Origin of the sequence: Desulfovibrio intestinalis (assembly GCF_014202345.1) — a bacterium.
In the GTDB taxonomy this organism is placed as follows: Bacteria; Desulfobacterota; Desulfovibrionia; order Desulfovibrionales; family Desulfovibrionaceae; genus Desulfovibrio; species Desulfovibrio intestinalis.
Map to the genome: position 1 here is coordinate 274129 of NZ_JACHGO010000002.1, position 18059 is coordinate 292187.

General features: G+C 55.4%; 16 protein-coding genes and 1 tRNA gene. 11 read left to right on the forward strand and 6 right to left on the reverse strand.

All coding sequences use genetic code 11. From position 1 onward, the window contains the following. Positions 1-191: 191 nt before the first annotated feature. The 3 genes from upp (at position 192) to HNQ38_RS04035 (ending at position 2412) form a co-directional block, all read left to right on the forward strand. Positions 192-818: a uracil phosphoribosyltransferase gene (gene upp, locus HNQ38_RS04025; RefSeq protein WP_183718127.1), complete on the forward strand. Its 627-nt coding sequence runs from the start codon at positions 192-194 to the stop codon at positions 816-818. Positions 819-856: 38 nt separating this feature from the next. After that, a complete protein-coding gene (locus tag HNQ38_RS04030) occupies positions 857-2116 on the forward strand; it encodes a uracil-xanthine permease family protein (protein WP_183718128.1) in 1260 nt (419 codons plus the stop codon). Between the two features lie 131 nt (positions 2117-2247). Then, a complete protein-coding gene (locus tag HNQ38_RS04035) occupies positions 2248-2412 on the forward strand; it encodes a chaperone protein (protein WP_183718129.1) in 165 nt (54 codons plus the stop codon). Positions 2413-2969: 557 nt separating this feature from the next. On the opposite strand, the gene HNQ38_RS04040 is transcribed toward HNQ38_RS04035, so the two are convergent. Next, entirely contained in the window at positions 2970-3680 is a 711-nt protein-coding gene (locus tag HNQ38_RS04040; protein ID WP_183718130.1) for a hypothetical protein, read from the reverse strand. Between the two features lie 180 nt (positions 3681-3860). Between HNQ38_RS04040 and HNQ38_RS04045 the strand changes: the two genes are divergently transcribed. Then, positions 3861-5051, forward strand: a complete 1191-nt coding sequence (locus HNQ38_RS04045) for an HlyD family secretion protein (protein ID WP_183718131.1) — start codon at positions 3861-3863, stop codon at positions 5049-5051. Between the two features lie 461 nt (positions 5052-5512). Here the strand turns inward: HNQ38_RS04045 and HNQ38_RS04050 are convergent, their stop codons facing one another. After that, positions 5513-7249 (reverse strand): YcaO-like family protein, encoded by a 1737-nt coding sequence (locus HNQ38_RS04050; RefSeq protein WP_183718132.1) that lies wholly within the window; start codon positions 7247-7249, stop codon positions 5513-5515. Further along, positions 7246-7968: a class I SAM-dependent methyltransferase gene (locus HNQ38_RS04055; RefSeq protein WP_183718133.1), complete on the reverse strand. Its 723-nt coding sequence runs from the start codon at positions 7966-7968 to the stop codon at positions 7246-7248. The genes HNQ38_RS04050 and HNQ38_RS04055 overlap by 4 nt, the downstream gene beginning before the upstream one ends. 238 nt (positions 7969-8206) lie before the next feature. Between HNQ38_RS04055 and HNQ38_RS04060 the strand changes: the two genes are divergently transcribed. Together HNQ38_RS04060 and HNQ38_RS04065 are read left to right on the forward strand one after the other, a co-directional pair. Next, entirely contained in the window at positions 8207-9055 is an 849-nt protein-coding gene (locus HNQ38_RS04060) for a 50S ribosomal protein L11 methyltransferase (protein ID WP_183718134.1), read from the forward strand. A 3-nt stretch (positions 9056-9058) separates the two neighbouring features. Continuing rightward, positions 9059-9466 (forward strand): hypothetical protein, encoded by a 408-nt coding sequence (locus tag HNQ38_RS04065; RefSeq protein WP_183718135.1) that lies wholly within the window; start codon positions 9059-9061, stop codon positions 9464-9466. Here HNQ38_RS04065 and HNQ38_RS14355 read toward each other — a convergent pair. Then, positions 9438-10355, reverse strand: coding sequence for a M23 family metallopeptidase (locus HNQ38_RS14355; RefSeq protein WP_221277800.1), 918 nt, complete (start codon positions 10353-10355; stop codon positions 9438-9440). The genes HNQ38_RS04065 and HNQ38_RS14355 overlap by 29 nt on opposite strands. Before the next feature lie 229 nt (positions 10356-10584). On the opposite strand from HNQ38_RS14355, the gene HNQ38_RS04075 reads away from it, so the two are divergent. The 4 genes from HNQ38_RS04075 (at position 10585) to HNQ38_RS04090 (ending at position 14887) form a co-directional block, all read left to right on the forward strand. Further along, entirely contained in the window at positions 10585-11445 is an 861-nt protein-coding gene (locus HNQ38_RS04075) for a pirin family protein (RefSeq protein WP_183718136.1), read from the forward strand. 599 nt (positions 11446-12044) lie between these two features. Continuing rightward, the gene (locus tag HNQ38_RS04080) at positions 12045-13100 is read left to right on the forward strand and encodes a metal ABC transporter substrate-binding protein (protein WP_183718137.1); all 1056 of its coding nucleotides are present in this window, start codon (positions 12045-12047) and stop codon (positions 13098-13100) included. Further along, the gene (locus HNQ38_RS04085) at positions 13087-14028 is read left to right on the forward strand and encodes a metal ABC transporter ATP-binding protein (RefSeq protein WP_183718138.1); all 942 of its coding nucleotides are present in this window, start codon (positions 13087-13089) and stop codon (positions 14026-14028) included. The genes HNQ38_RS04080 and HNQ38_RS04085 overlap by 14 nt, the downstream gene beginning before the upstream one ends. Then, entirely contained in the window at positions 14021-14887 is an 867-nt protein-coding gene (locus HNQ38_RS04090; protein WP_183718139.1) for a metal ABC transporter permease, read from the forward strand. The genes HNQ38_RS04085 and HNQ38_RS04090 overlap by 8 nt, the downstream gene beginning before the upstream one ends. A 252-nt stretch (positions 14888-15139) precedes the next feature. On the opposite strand, the gene tpx is transcribed toward HNQ38_RS04090, so the two are convergent. After that, a complete protein-coding gene (gene tpx, locus HNQ38_RS04095; RefSeq protein WP_183718140.1) occupies positions 15140-15643 on the reverse strand; it encodes a thiol peroxidase in 504 nt (167 codons plus the stop codon). Between the two features lie 286 nt (positions 15644-15929). Between tpx and hslU the strand changes: the two genes are divergently transcribed. Continuing rightward, positions 15930-17243 (forward strand): ATP-dependent protease ATPase subunit HslU, encoded by a 1314-nt coding sequence (gene hslU, locus HNQ38_RS04100; RefSeq protein ID WP_183718141.1) that lies wholly within the window; start codon positions 15930-15932, stop codon positions 17241-17243. A 705-nt stretch (positions 17244-17948) separates the two neighbouring features. Here the strand turns inward: hslU and HNQ38_RS04105 are convergent. Further along, positions 17949-18024: transfer RNA gene (locus HNQ38_RS04105), tRNA-Lys, on the reverse strand. Positions 18025-18059 lie beyond the last annotated feature (35 nt).

Below are 18059 nucleotides of genomic sequence, written 5' to 3' on the forward strand. Positions count from 1 at the left end.
TTCCTCCGATTATCAGCTTTTTTTTATTTTCTCACCATCAGTCTTTGCAGGCAAGAAAAACTGCGCGGTCAGAAATGGTGTTTGGTGCAGGCGTGTATATTACTTGACAAATGGCAGCCTCAAGAATAACCTTGTTACGATTTATTTTCCGATGAAAACAATATGTTAGTCAATGACTATGAGGAGGCGCCATGGCCGTTTATGTTGTAGACCATCCCCTTGTTCGCCACAAGATCGGCATTTTGCGCATGGAGTCCACCTCCACCAGTGAATTCCGCAGTGTATCCAATGAAGTGGCTGGCCTGCTTATTTATGAAGCCACCAAGGGTTTTCGCACTGAGAAGCACATTGTGCAGGGTTGGGCCGGGCCTGTGGAGATTGAGGCCATTTCCGGCAAAAAAGTAACCGTCGTTCCCATCCTGCGCGCAGGTATTGGCCTTATGGACGGCGTGCTGGACATGATACCCGGCGCCAAGATCAGCGTCGTGGGTTTGTATCGCAATGAAGAAACTCTTCAGCCAGTAGAGTACTATGTCAAGCTCGCCAGTGATATGGACCAGCGGCTTGCCATTATTCTTGACCCGATGCTGGCTACAGGCGGTTCGCTTATTGCCACCATTGAACTTCTGAAACGCCACGACTGCCGCAACATATGCAGTCTCAATCTGGTGTGCGCGCCCGAAGGCCTTGCCAAGGTACAGGCGGCCCATCCTGATGTGGACATATACACCGCAGCCATTGACGATCATCTCAACGAAGATGGCTATATCATTCCTGGCCTTGGTGATGCCGGGGACCGTATTTTCGGCACCAAGTAACGCTGCTGTCCACCCTGTAAAAATCATCGAGGCCGCATATGAGCTCAGCCAGCCCACGGCGGGAATATTTGCCCACCGATTATAACCTGCGCTTCAGGGATTGCCTGATTGGCGCGCAGATGCTTTTTGTGGCCTTTGGCGCGCTGGTGCTGGTGCCCATTCTTACTGGTCTGGACAGCAACGTGGCCCTGTTTACCGCAGGGGTAGGCACCTTGTTGTTTCAGATATGCACCAGGGGCAAGGTGCCCATATTCCTTGCGTCTTCTTTTGCCTTTATTGCGCCCATCATCTATGGGGTACAGACCTGGGGCATGGCCCAGACCCTTGGCGGTCTGGTGTGTTCGGGCTTTGTCTACTTTATTCTGAGCGGTCTTATCCGCTGGCGCGGCATTGATGTGGTGCTGCGTGTGCTGCCGCCAGTGGTTACCGGGCCTGTCATTATGGTGATCGGCCTGATTCTGGCCCCGGTTGCCGTAAATATGGCTCTGGGAAAAACCGGCGACGGTGCGGTGCAGCTGGTGCCGGAAGAAACCGCCCTGTGGGTTTCGATGACGTCCTTGCTGGTCACAGTGCTGGTGTCGCTGCTGGGCAAGGGATTTTTGCGCCTTATGCCCATCTTGTGCGGCATTGTGGCGGGTTTTGCGGCATCGCTTTACTTTGGTATGGGCGATTGGACAAAAGTGGCCGCAACCCCGTGGATGAGCCTTCCCAACTTTACCTTCCCCGAGTTTGCCTGGGAACCCATCCTTTTTATCATGCCCATAACCTTGGCTCCCGCCATTGAGCATTTTGGCGACGTTGTGGCCATCAGCTCCATCACGGGCAAGGACTATCTTAAAGATCCCGGCGTACACACCACTATGTTCGGCGACGGCGTGGCCACTATGGCCGCAGGTATGGTGGGCGGTCCGCCCTGTACAACCTATGCAGAAGTTATTGGCGCGGTAAGTCTGACGCGGGTGTTCAATCCTGCGGTCATGACATGGGCGGCATTGACGGCCATTCTGCTTTCTTTTGTTTCAAAAATCGGCGCATTTCTGTCGTCCATTCCCGTGCCTGTTATGGGCGGCATCATGATCTTGCTCTTTGGGGCCATCATGGTTGTTGGTCTGAACACTCTTGTGCGCGCTGGCAAGGATTTGATGGAGCCAAGAAATATGATTATTGTGGCTCTTATCATAATTTTCGGCGTTGGCGGCATGCAGTTCAGCATCGGCAGTTTCAAGCTGGGCGGCATCGGCCTTGCCGCGGTGACAGGCGTGGCGCTCAACCTCTTTTTGCCGCGCAGCCGCACATAGGCTGTGTCAGCATAAATTCGGGTTTGTAATCACTGCAGCCCACCTGACGCCCAAAAGCCGTCAGGTGGGCTGTATCTTTTTGACCAAGTGTGGTAGTTTGGCATCAAGTTAGCCGAAAAAGGAGGACTCCTATGGCTGAGAAAAAAATTAATGACGATTACACCACTTGCCCCGCCTGTTGCGGCACTGGAAAAAATCAGGACAATACCGTGTGTTTTGAATGCAACGGAACCGGCAAAAGGCAAGAAGCCTGCACCGTGCCAGCTGGCGCGGAGCATGACGGCGTATGTGACTAGAGCTATTTCGTTTTGAAACTGCTCCAAAAACTGTTGTAAACAAAAACCGTTCACGCCGTTGGAGCCATTTCGCCTTGAAATGCTCAGGCGGCTGAGTGAGCAGCTGAGTGAGCACGCCCGCCGTGGCGGCGTATGCGGAGCTTCAGCCGTTGCGACGCAAAGCTACGGATGAAGACAGCACCTTTGTTTATTCGAGCGGTTACGCCGTAACGAGTGTGCTTTAAATTTGAGATGTATATTCTCTGAAAATATATATCTCGAAGTTAATCTGCTCAAATAGACGCAGTGAGCATCCTCGGGCCAGCCTGAGTATGGACAAACTGCTCGCGTATATTTTGTCAGTCTTTGCTACAGAAAAGCCCCGGTCATTATGACCGGGGCTTTTCATGCTTTTTATTGGTGAACGGTAACTGATGCCTAATCAGGCCCAGTCTGGACATATATGGGCAGCTCAACTTTGAGAGCGCATATTCTCAAATTCAAGACTGGACTGCACTTGCCCTTTTACTGGGGCGTCAGCTTATGTAGCCGTCAGAGCGACCCATGATAAAAATGCTCTACAGGCTGCGTTCTTCCAGACCGCCCTTTGAAGAAGCCTTGTTGGGCGGTTCGGTGACGGGCTGCAGGCCGGGAACCACGTCGTGCACTTCGGTAGGCGGCAGAAGCGGGTTGGAGGCAGTGCGCTCAATAATTTTGCTGTCGCGTACAAAGACCGTGCAGGACAAACCAAAGCATTCATTGATAGCAGCTATGGTGCCTTTGAGAATTTCAGTGCTGTTCTGCGGCGGCGGCACAAGCAGGTAGTAGGTGCGCGAGCGTCCGCCCATGCGCGGTTCTACCATGCAGGAGACGATCCATTCGTCCTGCCCGTCATTGTTCCAGTCAGCTATGGCCACCATATTGACGGTTACAGTCTGGGTTGCGTGGCTGATGCGGAATCCGTTATCCCAATGTTTGACGCGGCTGTCAGGAAGTATGGTTGCGGCAAAGGTGTTGCCCAGATAAACATCGTGCGTGGTTTCACCCACCATAAATGAGGGTGAAAGCCGTTTAAAGAGCTCTTCGCCATAGCTTTTGTAGCCTGCAAAAGACATAGGAGCCACATAGGAGCCCTTGTCGTCCAGCAGGTCGCGGGCCTGAAGCTCTTTGGGCATGGCCTTGGCCATGCGGATAAACTGATCTTTTTCCACCACAACCACGGGTCGTGTGGAACAGCCGAAAAGCAGGCCGCCCAGACAGAGCAGGGCGCAAAAACGCGCGATGGACATGATGATTTGTTCTCCTGGCGGAGTTTTGACATGAAGCCGGGAAATGCGGCGATGCAGCTTTTGTATGCGCCCGCCCCGGCCTTGTAAAGCGTGTTTTACATAAATATGCCGCGAGATCTGGTACGGTATCTGCATACTTTTTTCAAGACCATACGACACGCTTCAAGCCAAGGAATTGTCATGTCCGAAGCATTGTACATAGAAATGCCCGCTCGCAAGAAGGGGAAACCCCGCCCCTTATGGTTGCGCCTTTTGCCTTTGTGGGGGCTTTTATTGATTATTGCGGGCGGCGTCTTATGGTGGCTGGGCCAAGGGCGTATTGTCAGTGACCGTGCCGTGCTGGACGCTATGGTGCATGTGGTTGCGCCTGAATTTTCCGCGCCCGTTGAGGTTTTTTATGTAAAGGAAGGCGACCGCGTGCTCCGTGGGCAACCCCTGTTGCGTATGGATGCCCGCGCCTACAGTGCCCGGATTGGCGAGGCCGGACGCGAAGCCGCCGCCTTGCGCGGCATGGCCGGGCCGCCCACAATGGAAGAGACAGCCGCCAGACTCAAGGCCGCGCAGGATGCGGAACAGGATATGGTGCGCCGTCTGGCTTTGGCGCGTAATGAAGAAGACGCGAAGCTGCAATTGCGGCAAGAGCGTGTGTCCACCCATGTGCGGCTTCAGTTGCAACTGCGGTCTATGGACAACCAGGGGGGCGAAAGATCTGTGGGCAAAAACCGGTATGCCGAGGCAACTCAGGCCGAGGTGCAGGCCCGCAGGCATATGGAACAGGCAAAGGCGGAATTTGAAGAAGCCAGCCGCATGCGCGCTGCTCTGGAGCAGGAGCTTGGCCGCATCCGGCAGGAAATGCTGCGCTTCAAGCAGATGGCCTCGCAGCAGCGGTATGCGCCTGTGGCTCCCAATGCTCAAAGGTCCCAGCCTGTGCAGGTGGATGCCAATCTGTACGCTCCCGTTGACAGTCGCGTGCTGCGGGTTCTGGGCGTTCCCGGCCGGGCGGCGCAGCGTGGCGAAGCCCTGATTCTGCTGTTGCCCGAGGGCGCGTCGGTAGCTGAAAACTATTGGGTGCTGGCCTACTTTTCTGGCGACAGAACAGATGTCATACAGGCCGGACAACCCTGTTTTATTGAGCTTGAGGGCGGTTTGAGCCTGCGCGGCGCTGTGAATGATGTTCTTGCGCCACAGCCTTTGCCTGCAAATCCGCAAACTGCCCAGGGTACAAAATATACAGAGGGCGCAGCGGCTCCTGCTGTTTATACGCCTGTGCGCGTCAGCATTATTCCTGGCGACAATCCATTGCCCGTGCCCGGTTCGGCGGTACGCTGTGTTGTGCTTACACGCAATGTATGGGGATTTTACGGCCTGTAGGCAAACAGCCGGGCAACCGCGTCAGCGCGTTTTCACTTGCGGTATTTTGAGTTGAGGGAGCCTCTTTTTTTAAAGGCTCCCTCATTGTGTTTTCATCCTTAGAGCAGATTTACTTTGAGAATATAAATTCTCAAAGTAAAGACACGCTCGCTACGGCGTTTAACCGCGCAAATAAATAGCGCTTACGCCTCCACGGCGGGCGTCTGTTTACGCATCCGCCTGCGCATTCTAAAATAAAAATGCGCAGGCAAGCCTGCTCTTGTTCAGGTCATTTGCAGAAACCGCCTTAAGGCGGCCAGAGGTTTGTCGCGCAGCTTCAAAATTGAAATGGTTAAGAACAGAGTAATTTTGAATTGCTCTATCTATATGATAAAATGGCAGCGGCGCGGATTTGTATGAATCCGCGCCGCTGGTTGTTGGCAGTTACTACGGCTTCGGGCCGTATTTTCTAATGAGAAGGATTAACCTTCCAGTTGGGCCAGGTGCTGGCGGGCGAAATCCAGATTGGGGTCAAGCTCAAGAGCTGCGGCCAGATGCTGACGCGCCTCTTCATTCTTGCCCAGGAATTTTTCGCACAGGCCAAGATTGGCAAGGTCCATAGCGGAGCCTTTATCCACCCGCAGCACGGCTGCAAAGGCATCGGCAGCTATACTGTAGTTTCCTGTCTTGAAATGGGCCACGCCCAGCAGGTTTCCGTATTCCTTCATTTCCGGGCAAAGTTCAACGGCCTTTGCCAGCGCGGGGATGGCTTCAGCCCAGCGCCCCTGAAGGGTTTCTGTATAGCCCAGATAAAAGGCCGCAAGAGCCTGAGCGTCTGCGCCGGGTTGCAGGGGCATGGCCTCGGCGAACAGGGCGCTGGCGCTGCTCCAGTCTTCGGCGCGCAAGGCCAGCATGCCCTTGAAGAAGGGCAGAAAATGCGCCTTGGGGTAACATTCTTCAAGAACTTCCAGCCCTTCCAGGGCAGTGTGGGCGTCGGCTTCTTCCACCAGCTTGCGGCCCACAAAAAGGCCCAGGCTTTGATTGAGGTCGCGCTCTCTGAACGCCATGCCCGGCGCAATGTTGTAGTGCGCGGGAATACCCAGGCGGGGATGGGTCGTTTCCACCGCGTACATCGTCAAGGGGAGCAGGCCTTCAAGGGCCGTAAGCAACTCCTGTTTGATGTCGTTATTTTCCACAGTGGGCAGGCTGTCCAGGCTGACAGTGGGGCCATCGAAAAGCCACGCCGCCTCTTCAAGAGTATTGAACTTGGACAGGCCCGAGGCCTCGTAGCAGGCGTTGGTGCAAAAATCACCCGCAAGCTGGGCAATTTCCGTCACAGCGCGGATGGCAGCCTTGGCCGGAGACGCTGCCGTGCCTGCCGTAAATACGATTTCTGAGCTTTTGCCAATGGTGGTGGGGTCCCAGGCAATGGCAGCTACCGTGGGCAGCGGCATATCCAGAGAAAAATCCTTGAGAACAATGTGTACGCCTTCTCTGGCAAAGGCCTCAAGCAGCTGGCAGAGCACGGGATCGTGGCAGGAGGAAGGATCAATGCTGGGAGTAACAAGGCGTTCACGGTCTGCCAGGCAGCACACATGGCGCTCAATCAGTTCGCTCAAGCCTTGCAGCAGGGATTCTTCGGGGCTGTTGCCCGCCGAGGTGCCGTTGAATTCGCCCAGCAGCTTGAACCAGTCCAAAGGCAGCCAGACAATGCTTTCATCCGGCAGGCGCGTGGCCGGATAGAAGCTCCAGCTGATGAGATCCAGCACTTTGCGGGCTTTAGCCTCGTCCAGTTCTTCATTGACCGAGCGCAGCATTTCTTTGAGCGGCAGCAGGGCATCGCCAAAACGGGCTTCCGCTTCGCTCCACGTGGCGCGGACCATGTGCGGGCGCTCTTGCCAGAAGCTGAAAAAGGCGTAGCGCTCCATCAGTTCCATAAGAGCAGAGGCCTCGGCCTGCTCCGGCGAGGAACCCTTGCCCATCTGCTTGCGGGTGGGCATGACGCGCCGGGCGTCCGCGCCGCATACACTCAAGAAAACGGGTATGCCCAGTCTGTTCACGTCCACCCTGGTGGTTCGGGCCAGAATGTCCAAATCGGCCTCGGTCAGCCGTTGGCGCACGCGCGCAATGGTCTGCGGCGGGCTCATGGTTTTGTCGAGGTCGCGGGTGTAGCCCTTGGGGCAGGGGACCAGGTGGATGCAGGGCAAGTGGCTGTTCATGAACGCTCCAAAATCAAAATGCTATAAACGCGGCGCTGTTCTTCGCCGTCATCGTCGTGGGTTTTAACGCCTATGCGGCCTTCAGTAACCTTGAAGGTTTTTGAAGCCACTTTGGCAAAATGGGGTTTGGCGCGGGCCATGTCTGTGCAGAACAGAGCCTTGCCGCCGGGGGCAAGGTGGCGGTCTACAAACTTCACCAGCGGCCTGTGCAGTTCTTCAAGATAAAGAATTTCCGAAGCGGCCATGAGGTCAAAGCCCTGGCTGAAGCGCGGATCGCGCCCGGGGGTGGTCACGTCCACGCGGGCCACTTCAACTATATCCTGCATGTCATTGCGCAGTACGTTGGCCCGTGCAAAGCGCAGGGCTTCTTCCACCACGTCGCTGAGCACGATACGGCTGAAGCCGTAGCGGGCGGCCACCAGACTGAGAACACCGCATCCGGCGCCCAGTTCCAGCAGGCTTTTGCCCTGCGGTTCATACTTGCGCAGCAGGCGGCCCAGCACAAAAGAGCCGGGCCACACCTTGGCCCACAGGGGCAGGTCTTTCAACGGATCGCGGATGGCATGCTTTTGCAGCAGCTTGTCCAGATGGGACTGCATGTTGTTAATGGACAGAATTTGCAGAGGATTTTCATCAATCTGCATAGGCTCGAAATCCACATCAAAGTCGGCGCGGATCACGGCGAGAAGGTTTTCCAGTTCTTCCGTGCGTGTAGGCATGTGCTTTCCTTGAAAAAAGCGAATTACAAAGGGGGGTGCAAACCATTTTTTTACTAGGAATCCTCCCGCATGGCAATATGCAACGGATTTTAGGGATTATTGCCAGAGCAAGAAGCGTATTGCCGGCCTCTTGTGCTCGAATTTCGGGATGTTCGGCAACGACGCCCTCGACCACAGGGGCAAAGTCTGTCATGCTGGCCTAGCTTTTCAGCCTGTCACAGCAAAACAGAGATGGATAATGAACAATATTTTTCAGCTTGAGATCATTGTGGATGAAAACGCCTATGACATTGCCGTGGGTCTTTTAACCCTGGAAGTTTCTTTCGGCTGGGAGGAAGAAAGCCTGCCCACAGGCGAAAGCCGTTTTCGCATCCACTGCGAGAATGCCGATTTTATCGAAGGGCTGCGCAGCACGTTTGAAGCGCGTGTGCCCTCGGCAAAATGCAAAATGCAAACTCTTGAAGCGCAGGACTGGCTGGCAGCGTGGCGGCAGTTTTTTACGCCCGTGCCGTGTGGAAAGCGCTTTGTGGTTTTGCCGCCCTGGCTGGCAGACACTCAGGATTTTCCCGGCCGCATCAAGGTTCTTATTGAGCCCAAGAGTGCCTTTGGCACCGGGCATCATGCAACAACCGCCCTGTGCCTTATGGTGTTGAGCGATCTGATTGACGCTGGCCGCGTATCGCCTGGCGAGACTTTTCTGGATCTTGGCACAGGATCGGGCGTGCTTGGCATTGCCTGCTGCAAAAGCGGTCTCAAGGGCGAAGGACTTGATATCGACGCCCTTGCCGTGGAAAACGCGCTGGAAAACCGCGTGCTCAACCATGTGGAGGACTTTGCGGTGGCGCAGGGCAGCATAGATGCCGTGCCGGGCAAAACCTATGATGTGGTGCTGGCAAATATTCTTGCCCGCCCGCTTATCGAGCTTGCGCCGCTTATTGTTCAGGCCTGCAAACCCGGCGCGTGCCTCGTCCTTTCAGGCTTGCTGGAAATTCAGGCCGACAGCGTGGAAGAAGCTTACATGGCCCAGTGCCTGCCCAGGCCCCGCCGGGTGCTGGACGGGGAATGGTGCGCTTTGGTGTGGGAATAGTCTGTGCGCGTTTGCCCGGTCATGATGGTTGCTGCCCAGGGGCTGCTCCAAAGTGTCGGACAACGCGTTGCAGCTGCGGAACAAATTCTGTCGGATCAGCCTCAGGTTTACTGGCTGCCTTCTGACACTGCTTTTTTATGGGCCTGGGGTCTGATGCTGGTTTTTGGAGCTGGCGTGCAGGCTCTGGGCCTGTTTTTTCACCGAAAATTTCTTGTTATTGCCGGGGCGGTGCTTGTTTGCGGGGCCGCCGTTATGGACCGTGATCCCACGCTGTTTGCCGGGCAGATATTGCTGACAGCAGGTCTGGCGACATTATATGCCAGCAAGACAAAGAAACAGCGTGCAGGCGGGGTTCGTAAACGCGGCAGAAGACATGCCAGAATCAGGGTCTGTCCTCCCAGCGGGGAATAGGCGGAGGCGTATAGTTTTCAAGCTCCTTGAGGCTGCGCCCCGCCCGCGCAGGGCGGCCATCACGTCCCCGCACCATAGGGCCACAGGTCTGCGGCGTCAGCTGCTCCGGTATGTCTTCCGGGGCCGGGCGCAAAACGTCTTCGCCTCTGGTCAGAAAGGGCAGGGGGTCCACAAGCTTGCCCGATGCGTCACGCAGGCCAAAGTGCAAATGCGCCCCGGTTGTGCGCCCCGTACAGCCCACCAGCCCCACAGGCGTTCCCTGTATGACTTCCTGCCCCTTTTTTACCAACGTCTTCCCCATGTGGGCATAACGCGCAGTCATGCCGTCGTCCTGAAGAATATCCACCACAATGCCGGATAATCCGTCCTTGCCCGCGTGTGTGACCTTGCCACCTCGAAAGGCCACAACAGGCCAGTCCAGACGGGCTCCCAGGTCAATGCCGCTGTGATCGCGCACCACCATGCCGCGTCGGCTCAGCCATGTGGGCATGCGGCGCGGGCCGAAGGGGGAGGTAAGCAGTTCCTTGAGCGGCGGCAACTGGCGTGGAGCCAGAGCAGATGGCAGCGCGCCGCCGGGTATTTCCGGCTGTTTGTTGTCTTCTGCCGCCAGATTTTTCTTTTCTTCATCCTGATGTTGAAGCTTGCCCTGGGGCTGGTTTTCTTCAGGCTTGGAGGCAGAGTCCCGGGCAGGTGCGGGGCCAGAAACGGGAGCAGCTATAGGGGCAGGAACAGGTTCCTGCATTGCTTCGGACGATGGTTCGGAGGCTGCGCCTGATGTTTCGTTTTCCTGACGGGAGCGATTGTCGGTATCTTGAGCTGCTGATTCCGACACAGGGTACAGGACGGCGAACATGACCAGCAGAATTGAGGCAACAAGGCTATTATGCATGGTTTTGGCCGATTGGCAGTTACGCCGGATATATATTGGGGAACAGGTGGCCGCCGGGACGGCTTTATGAGGCAGCGGCGGTATGGGCGGGTTGCCCCCGGCGCTGTTTTCTGTTTACCTGAAACAGGGCTTGCAGGCCGAAATGGCAGAAGCATACCGCCTAGGTACAGCATTCCATCATTGTCGGCAAGTTTTCTACACCTGTGCAGGCCCGTCCAAAGGAGCTGCCATGAAAAAACGCGCTATTGCTGAACTGGTCACAGGCCGAAAGGCCATTGATGGAGCTGGCGTACACCTTGTGCGTGTGCTTGGTTCGCCCACAGTACGCAGTTTTGACCCATTTCTCATGCTGGACGCATTTGATTCTGAAAATCCTCAGGACTATATCAAAGGTTTTCCCACGCATCCGCACCGTGGCATAGAAACCTTCACCTACCTTATGCGTGGACGCATTGATCATGAAGACAGCCTTGGCAATGCGGGAAGCATCGTCGACGGCGGCTGCCAGTGGATGACGGCAGGCAGCGGCATATTGCATCAGGAGATGCCCCAGGCATCCCGCCGTATGCTGGGCCTGCAGCTATGGATCAACCTGCCGCAAGCGCGCAAGATGGTTGATCCCGAATACAGGGACATCAAGGCCGATATGGTGCCGAAGGTGGAAGAAGGCGGCGCCCTCGTTTCCGTGGTGGCCGGGGAATACAACGGTGTTTCCGGGGCTACCAGGGGCGATCATGTGGACGTGGTTTTTCTGGATGTAACGCTGAAACCCGGCGCGCTCTGGACTGTGGCCACCAAGCCGCAGGACACTGTTTTTGCCTATATGGTTGAAGGCAGCTGCGAACTGGCTGGCGGCGACGGTGAAATTCCGCATCGAAACGCTTGTCTGTTCACTCCCGGTGATGCGGTGAGCCTTGTGGGCGGTCCCGAAGGAGCACGATTTGTGCTTGTTTCCGGCGCGCCCCTGCGTGAGCCCGTGGCCTGGGGCGGCCCCATTGTCATGAATACGGACGAAGAATTGAAGCAGGCTTTTTTTGAGTTGGAAGACGGCACCTTCATACGGCACGCCCCCAAGGGAAAAGCGGGTTAACGGTATGGTGTGGTAAATAGTTGAGCAATTTCATTTTGAAATGCTCAGGTGGCTGCGTGAGCAGACGCCCGTTGTGAAGGCGTAAGCGCGGCTTCAGCCGTGGCGACGCAGGCTTTAAGCGTTGTGACGAAGGAAACTACGCCTAAAGACAGCATGTGTAACAACCCTGTTTTTTCCATGCAATCGCTGGCACCATCCGTAAGCCCTTGGGGCAACGGCTGCCGCGAAGCTATGGATAAAGACAGCACTGCTATTTATTCGCGCGGTTAAATGCCGTAGCGAGCGTGCCTTGAACTTTGAGAATATATATTTTTAAAGTTTCTCTGTTCCAGGGGCTGTTTCTAAATAAATGATTTTGCGCCAAGGACAAGGAAAAAGGCTTTTTTACGAGAGGAGTGTACTTTCGCGGTACATGACGGGAGTAAAAAAGCCTTTTGACGCAGCCAATTGCACAAAAGAATTATTTAGAAACAGCTCCTAAAGAAGACCGTCGTCAAGGCGGCCTTTCTGTATTGCCCAATGCCTCTCTCATGCTGCCTTGACAGGCCCATAGTGGAGGCATAACCAAGAACATTAATCTGGTGAAATGGAGTAATACTATGAAAAAAAGCATATTTACGGTTTTTCGTCATAGCGCCGCCGTTGCCTTGATTGCGGCCAGCCTCGCAGGCTTGGGCCTGTTTACGCCGCAGGGTGTTTCCGCTGCTTCCAGCCAGGGCACACTGCGTATTCTTGCCACAACCTACCCCGTATATCTTCTTGCTCGCAACGTGGTTCAAAACAGGCCCGGCGTTCAGGTTGACCTGCTTATTCCGGCCCAGACCGGCTGCCCCCACGATTATGCCCTGACTCCCAAAGACATGCAGAAACTGGCTCAGGCCGACGTGTTGCTGCTCAATGGGCTTGGGCTGGACGACTTCATGCAAAAAGCTTTGCCCAACGCCAAACCGGGTCTGGTTGTGGTGGACAGCAGCGCCGGGATCACCCCCGTGATGGAAGCTGACGGCGAAGAAGACGAGCATCAGGAAGCGGCGGACGAGCACAACGGGCATGACCACGCCGCTGTCAGCCACGAGCATGAGGAAGGCGAGCACGATCACGCACACGAGCATGGTCATGTTCACGATCACGGCGGCGTCAATCCTCATGCCTTTGCAAGCCCCGTTCAGGCTGGCATTATGGTGAAGAATATGGCTGATGGCCTTGCCAAGGCCGACCCGCAGCATGCCGCCACATATGAAGCTAATGCCCAGGCCTATGGAAAGGTTTTGGCGAATCTGGGTGAAAGGCTTGCCACGCTGGGCAACAAGTCATCCAATAAGGGAATTGCGCTCATGCACGACGCCCTTGTTTATATGGCGCGTGACGGCGGCCTTGAAGTTGTAGCCGTTATTCAGGAAAATGAAGAGGCGCAGCCTTCGGCAGCACGCCTGCTCAAAGTGGCAGAGGTGCTGCGCGAGCATAAGCCCGCCCTCATCGCCAGCGAGCCGCAGTATTCGGACAAGGCCGTGCAAACCCTCTCCCGCGAGGTTGGCATTCCCGCCGCGCAACTGGATTCTCTGGCCTCGGGTCCGGCAAATCCATCGCTGGATCATTATGAAAAAACTATGAACAACAACATCAACATCCTTGAGAAGTATTTTGAGCAGCGCTGACAATTCCGCTCCTGCCCTTGTTTTTGATCATGTATGCGTGTGCCGTGGCGGAAGGCCCATCCTGGAAGATGTGTGCGCCACTGTGCCCGCTGGCAGCAGTACTGTGCTGGTTGGCCCCAACGGGGCAGGAAAGACCACGCTGCTGCTCTGCTTGATCGGCGAAATGAACTATACTGGCCGTATTGAGGCGGCAGGCCTTTCGGGTCTGCCGCGCACGGCCTATGTGCCGCAGCATCTGCATATGGATGCAAGCCTGCCCCTGCGCGTGAGCGAGTTTTTGGCCCTGAACAGGCAACGCCGCCCGCTGTGGTTTGGGCTGAAGCATTCCATGTGCAAGCAGGCGCGAGAACTTTTGGCGCTGGTGCAGGCAGAAAAGCTTGAAAACCGCCGATTGAGCGATCTTTCCGGCGGTGAAATGCGCCGGGTGCTGCTGGCTGCGGCCCTTGCCCGCGAACCTCGCCTGCTGGTGCTGGATGAACCCGCTGCCGGGGTTGACGTGCAGGGCGAGCGTCTGTTCTGGGAAGTGCTTAACAAAGTTCGTTTGCAGCAAAGCTTCACCCAGATAATGGTCAGCCATAACCTTTCATTGGCAGCGCATTACGCAACCCACGTTATTTGCCTCAATAAAACCGTCTGCGCTGAAGGCGCGCCCCACCAAGCTCTTGGCGCTTCAACGCTTATGGAGCTCTTTGGCGTACCCATTCATCTTTACCCTGACCAGTGCGATCCCGCTGATCCCGGCTGCCCCCAGTGCGGTGCTGTGTGCGCGCCGGAGAAGCTTTTGCCAGAATATTCCAGTGTGCAGCGCCGTGGCGGGGCAGTGACCCCGGACCATCTTTTGACGCAAGGGCATTGCCCTGATGGGGCAAAGGCCGGGCCTGCGGGCGAGCCGACACGTTCTGCCGCCGAGGAGGCAGGTAATGCCTGATCTTACGTTACTATATGATCTTCTGGGACGTTTACCGCTGGATTGCCTGCAGATGCGCTTTATGCAGCAGGCCCTGCTGGGTTTGCTGCTGCTGGCCCCGATGGCCTCTGTGCTCGGTGTGGAAGTAATAAGCTTTCGTATGGCCTTTTTTTCAGACGCTATAGGCCATTCTGCATTTGCCGGGGTGGCTCTGGGCCTTATTCTTGCCATTAACCCGCGAATTTCCATGCCTCTTTTCGGCCTGCTGGTGGGATTGGGCATAATGGCCGTGCGGCGGCGGAGCAATCTTTCCGGTGATACGGTTATCGGCATCGTGTTCTCTGCCGTGGTGGCTTTCGGGCTGGCTGTGGTCAGTCGTGCTCCCGGCGTGGGACGCGACATGCAGCGCTTTTTATACGGCGATATCCTTACCATTACGGAAGACGAAACGGGCTTTCTGGTCTTGCTTTTTATCGTCATGATGCTTTTTCAGGTAATTGGATACAACCGGCTGCTGTATATCGCCCTCAACCCCGTTATGGCCCGCGTTCACGGGGTGCGGGTTGCACTGTGGCAATACAGTTTTGCAGCCCTGCTGGCTCTGGTGGTCATGTTTTCCGTCTGGGCGGTAGGCGTGCTGCTTGTGACCGCGCTACTCATCGTGCCAGCGGCCACGGCGCGTAATCTGGCAACCACGGCGGGCGGCATGTTCTGGTGGGCGCTTGTTGTGGGCTTGAGTTCGGCCTTTATTGGCCTTGTTCTTTCTGCGCAGGAATGGATGGCCACTGCCAGCGGGGCCACGGTGATTCTTGTGGCGTGCTGCTGGTTTGGCGTAAGCGCCCTGGTGGCAAGCCTGCGCGGAAGCCGCAAGGCCGCCTGACGCAGAATTTGTGGCGTGCGCTTTAAGCTTTACTGCTTTGGTATTTTGGCGCTTTACAGCTTGAACTGCTTGCGATCATTTGTTCTCAAATCATCGCCGCAAAATTGATGCAAGCGGGTTTTATTCGCCGTTGCGCACTCATTTCAAGCTGTATCCGCTTACAATAGTCTGTTTTTCCATTATGAAAGCCTCCCTGCCTTGGCAGGGAGGCTTTCATTGTGCACTGGCACGGAAGGGCAGTGTGCCTGCGCTTTATGCTAGTTTTTTAACAACAGCCAGGGCGGCGTCATAATCCGGCTCGCTGGCAACTTCAGGAACAAGCTGGGTATAAGCCACGGTGCCGTCAGGAGCCACGATCACGATGGCGCGGGCCAGCAGGCGCAGTTCGTCAATAAGCAGGCCGTAGTCTTTGCCGAAATCTCTTTCTTTGTAGTCAGAAAGGGTTTCAACAGACTGAACGCCAGCAGCGCCGCACCAGCGGGCCTGGGCAAAGGGCAGGTCGCAGCTTACAGCCACGATGCGCACCTTGTCGGAAAGAGCTGCTGCTTCCTTGTTGAAGCGGCGCACTTCCATATCGCATGTAGGAGTATCAAGAGAGGGCACGCTCACCAGTACCAGCACCTTGCCCGCATAATCCTTGAGGCTGCGGGGGCTCAGGTCGTTGGCGGCCAGAGTGAAGTCCGGCGCTTTCTGCCCGACGGTGGGCTGATTGCCGATCAGATGCAAAGGGGTGCCCTTGAAAGTAACTGTATTCATACAAACTCCTTGTGCCTTTGTTTGTAGAACCATTGTGCTACAAGAGCTTTACCTAGTCAATAATTATTCTCAACAACAGTGTGCGGCTGCCGGGGCAAGGTTAAAACCAGGCAACCGGGCAGAGCTTCATAATGGCAAATCCCGGTCAAGGCGTCGAGCGAATAATGCCGCAATTTTTGCGTCATATCAGTGACACTTCATTGTGCGCCAAATTTTCTTAACGCCATTGCCATACTGTTTACAGTGCCTATATTGATAGATAGAGCAAACTTAGCAGGAGCGATTGATGAGCACCTTGACACCCCGTGAAATTGTGGCCGAACTGGATAAATTTGTCGTGGGCCAGGAACAGGCCAAGCGAATGGTTGCCGTTGCCGTGAGAAACCGCTGGCGCAGGCAGCATCTGCCCCTTGAACTGCGAGACGAAGTTTCCCCCAAGAACATCATCATGATGGGGCCGACTGGCGTAGGCAAAACCGAAATCGCACGCCGTCTGGCCAAGCTTTCGGGCGCGCCCTTTATCAAGGTGGAGGCCACCAAGTTCACGGAAGTGGGCTATGTTGGACGGGACGTGGAATCTATGGTGCGGGATTTGATGGAAATCGGCATAAATCTTGTGCGCGACGAAGAAAACTCCCGCGTGCGCAAGGCTGCCGAAGCCGCAGCGGAATCACGCCTTATGGACCTTTTGCTGCCCGGTTCCTTCGGGCCGGAAGACCGTGTATCCACGCGCGAAAAGCTGTTACAGCAGTTCAGGCTTGGCTTTCTGGACAGCCGCGAAGTGGAAATGGAAGTGACGGAAATGGGCGGCGGTGGAGTGGACATTTTTGCCATTCCCGGCATGGAGCAGATGGGTGGGCAGGTCAAGGACATGTTCAGCAAAGCTTTTCCGCCCAAGCGCAGCCGCCGCAAAATGAAAGTCAGAGATGCCTTTAATGTGCTGGTACAGGAAGAATCGGGGAAGCTTGTGGATCAGGATGCCCTGGTTGAGCGCGCCAAGGAACGGGTGGAGCAGACGGGCATTATCTTTATTGATGAAATAGACAAGATAGCCAGCTCGTCTCAAAACCGCACATCGGACATCTCGCGTGAAGGCGTGCAGCGTGACCTGTTGCCCATAGTGGAAGGCAGCGCCGTGAATACCAAATACGGTATGGTGCGCACAGACCATATCCTGTTTATTGCGGCGGGCGCGTTTCACTTCAGCAAGCCTTCGGACATGATTCCCGAACTTCAGGGACGCTTTCCCCTGCGTGTGGAGCTTCAGGCTCTGGGCCGCGAGGAATTTTTGCGCATTCTTACGGAGCCTGACAACGCCCTCACCAAGCAATATGAAGCCCTGTTGGGTACAGAGCAGATTCGGTTGAGCTTCACCGAAGACGGGCTGGAAGAAGTTGCCGCCTTTGCCGAGGACATCAATTCGCGCACTGAAAATATCGGGGCGCGGCGTCTGTACACCATTATGGAAAAAATTCTGTCTGACATTTCTTTTGACGCGCCGGAAATGCCGGGAGCGCAGATCGTGGTCAACAAGGCCTATGTGGTGGAGCATCTGCAAGACGTGCGCAACGATCAGGATTTGACGCAGTACATTCTTTAATATCTGTTACTGAACATCAGTGTAGGTGAGCCTTTTTGTCAAAAAGAGGCTCACTTTTTTTTGACAGATGGGCATTGGACGACAGTCATATTGGCCGCTGATTCGTCTGGCGCTCTGCTTGGCACAAAACTGCGCGTTGCCCGCAAGGGACAAATGTGGCGGTAATGCGCCTTGCGTTGCTGCTCTTTACAGGCTGGTGCTTTCAGCGCGTCCGGCATGAAAAGGGCGTCCTTTCTTGCTGCCGGGGTAAAATCCATTATTTGAGAATACCGCCAAACGTGTTTTGTTGGCCGGGATGTATGGATTTATCCATAATTGATGGGGTATCTTTATGGCGCAGGGACAAGTGAATGATGGACTTGCGCCTACAGTAGGGATAAAATGTTGCTAATGCTGAGCTACTTAACGCCTTCCCTCTGGGATCACATACCGCCTGTCGCCTGTGCGGCCATTGCCCGCTTCATCGCGAGGAATAATAGCCCTGTGCCTCAGGTTGTGCCAGGTATGAAAGCCTCTTTTGAGCAGCCCATACAGAAGAATATGCACTGTGGTAGAGCTTTTGTATGCGCGTCTGTACGCGCATACATGCTGTATGTGGCTGCGGCATGCGCTGCTGCGTGTACTTGTATTCTTGAAGAACTGGTGTGCTGTGTTGCAAATACAAAAAAAGGTTCGCGGTTTTTAACCACGAACCTTGTTTTTATCTGGTGGGCCATCAGGGACTCGAACCCCGAACCAACTGATTAAGAGTCAGCTGCTCTACCAATTGAGCTAATGACCCGCATTGCGTGAAAAAGGGTTTACGCTTATGGGTAC

What these genes read in the sequence shown, in the direction of transcription:
- HNQ38_RS04030 (WP_183718128.1), top strand. Translation starts at nt 857, where the DNA reads ATGAGCTCAGCCAGCCCACGGCGGGAATATTTGCCCACCGATTATAAC.
- HNQ38_RS04090 (WP_183718139.1), top strand. Translation starts at nt 14,021, where the DNA reads ATGCCTGATCTTACGTTACTATATGATCTTCTGGGACGTTTACCGCTG.
- HNQ38_RS14355 (WP_221277800.1), bottom strand. Translation starts at nt 10,355, where the DNA reads ATGCATAATAGCCTTGTTGCCTCAATTCTGCTGGTCATGTTCGCCGTC.
- HNQ38_RS04080 (WP_183718137.1), top strand. Translation starts at nt 12,045, where the DNA reads ATGAAAAAAAGCATATTTACGGTTTTTCGTCATAGCGCCGCCGTTGCC.
- hslU (WP_183718141.1), top strand. Translation starts at nt 15,930, where the DNA reads ATGAGCACCTTGACACCCCGTGAAATTGTGGCCGAACTGGATAAATTT.
- HNQ38_RS04055 (WP_183718133.1), bottom strand. Translation starts at nt 7,968, where the DNA reads ATGCCTACACGCACGGAAGAACTGGAAAACCTTCTCGCCGTGATCCGC.
- HNQ38_RS04075 (WP_183718136.1), top strand. Translation starts at nt 10,585, where the DNA reads ATGAAAAAACGCGCTATTGCTGAACTGGTCACAGGCCGAAAGGCCATT.
- HNQ38_RS04050 (WP_183718132.1), bottom strand. Translation starts at nt 7,249, where the DNA reads ATGAACAGCCACTTGCCCTGCATCCACCTGGTCCCCTGCCCCAAGGGC.
- upp (WP_183718127.1), top strand. Translation starts at nt 192, where the DNA reads ATGGCCGTTTATGTTGTAGACCATCCCCTTGTTCGCCACAAGATCGGC.
- HNQ38_RS04040 (WP_183718130.1), bottom strand. Translation starts at nt 3,680, where the DNA reads ATGTCCATCGCGCGTTTTTGCGCCCTGCTCTGTCTGGGCGGCCTGCTT.
- tpx (WP_183718140.1), bottom strand. Translation starts at nt 15,643, where the DNA reads ATGAATACAGTTACTTTCAAGGGCACCCCTTTGCATCTGATCGGCAAT.
- HNQ38_RS04060 (WP_183718134.1), top strand. Translation starts at nt 8,207, where the DNA reads ATGAACAATATTTTTCAGCTTGAGATCATTGTGGATGAAAACGCCTAT.
- HNQ38_RS04035 (WP_183718129.1), top strand. Translation starts at nt 2,248, where the DNA reads ATGGCTGAGAAAAAAATTAATGACGATTACACCACTTGCCCCGCCTGT.
- HNQ38_RS04045 (WP_183718131.1), top strand. Translation starts at nt 3,861, where the DNA reads ATGTCCGAAGCATTGTACATAGAAATGCCCGCTCGCAAGAAGGGGAAA.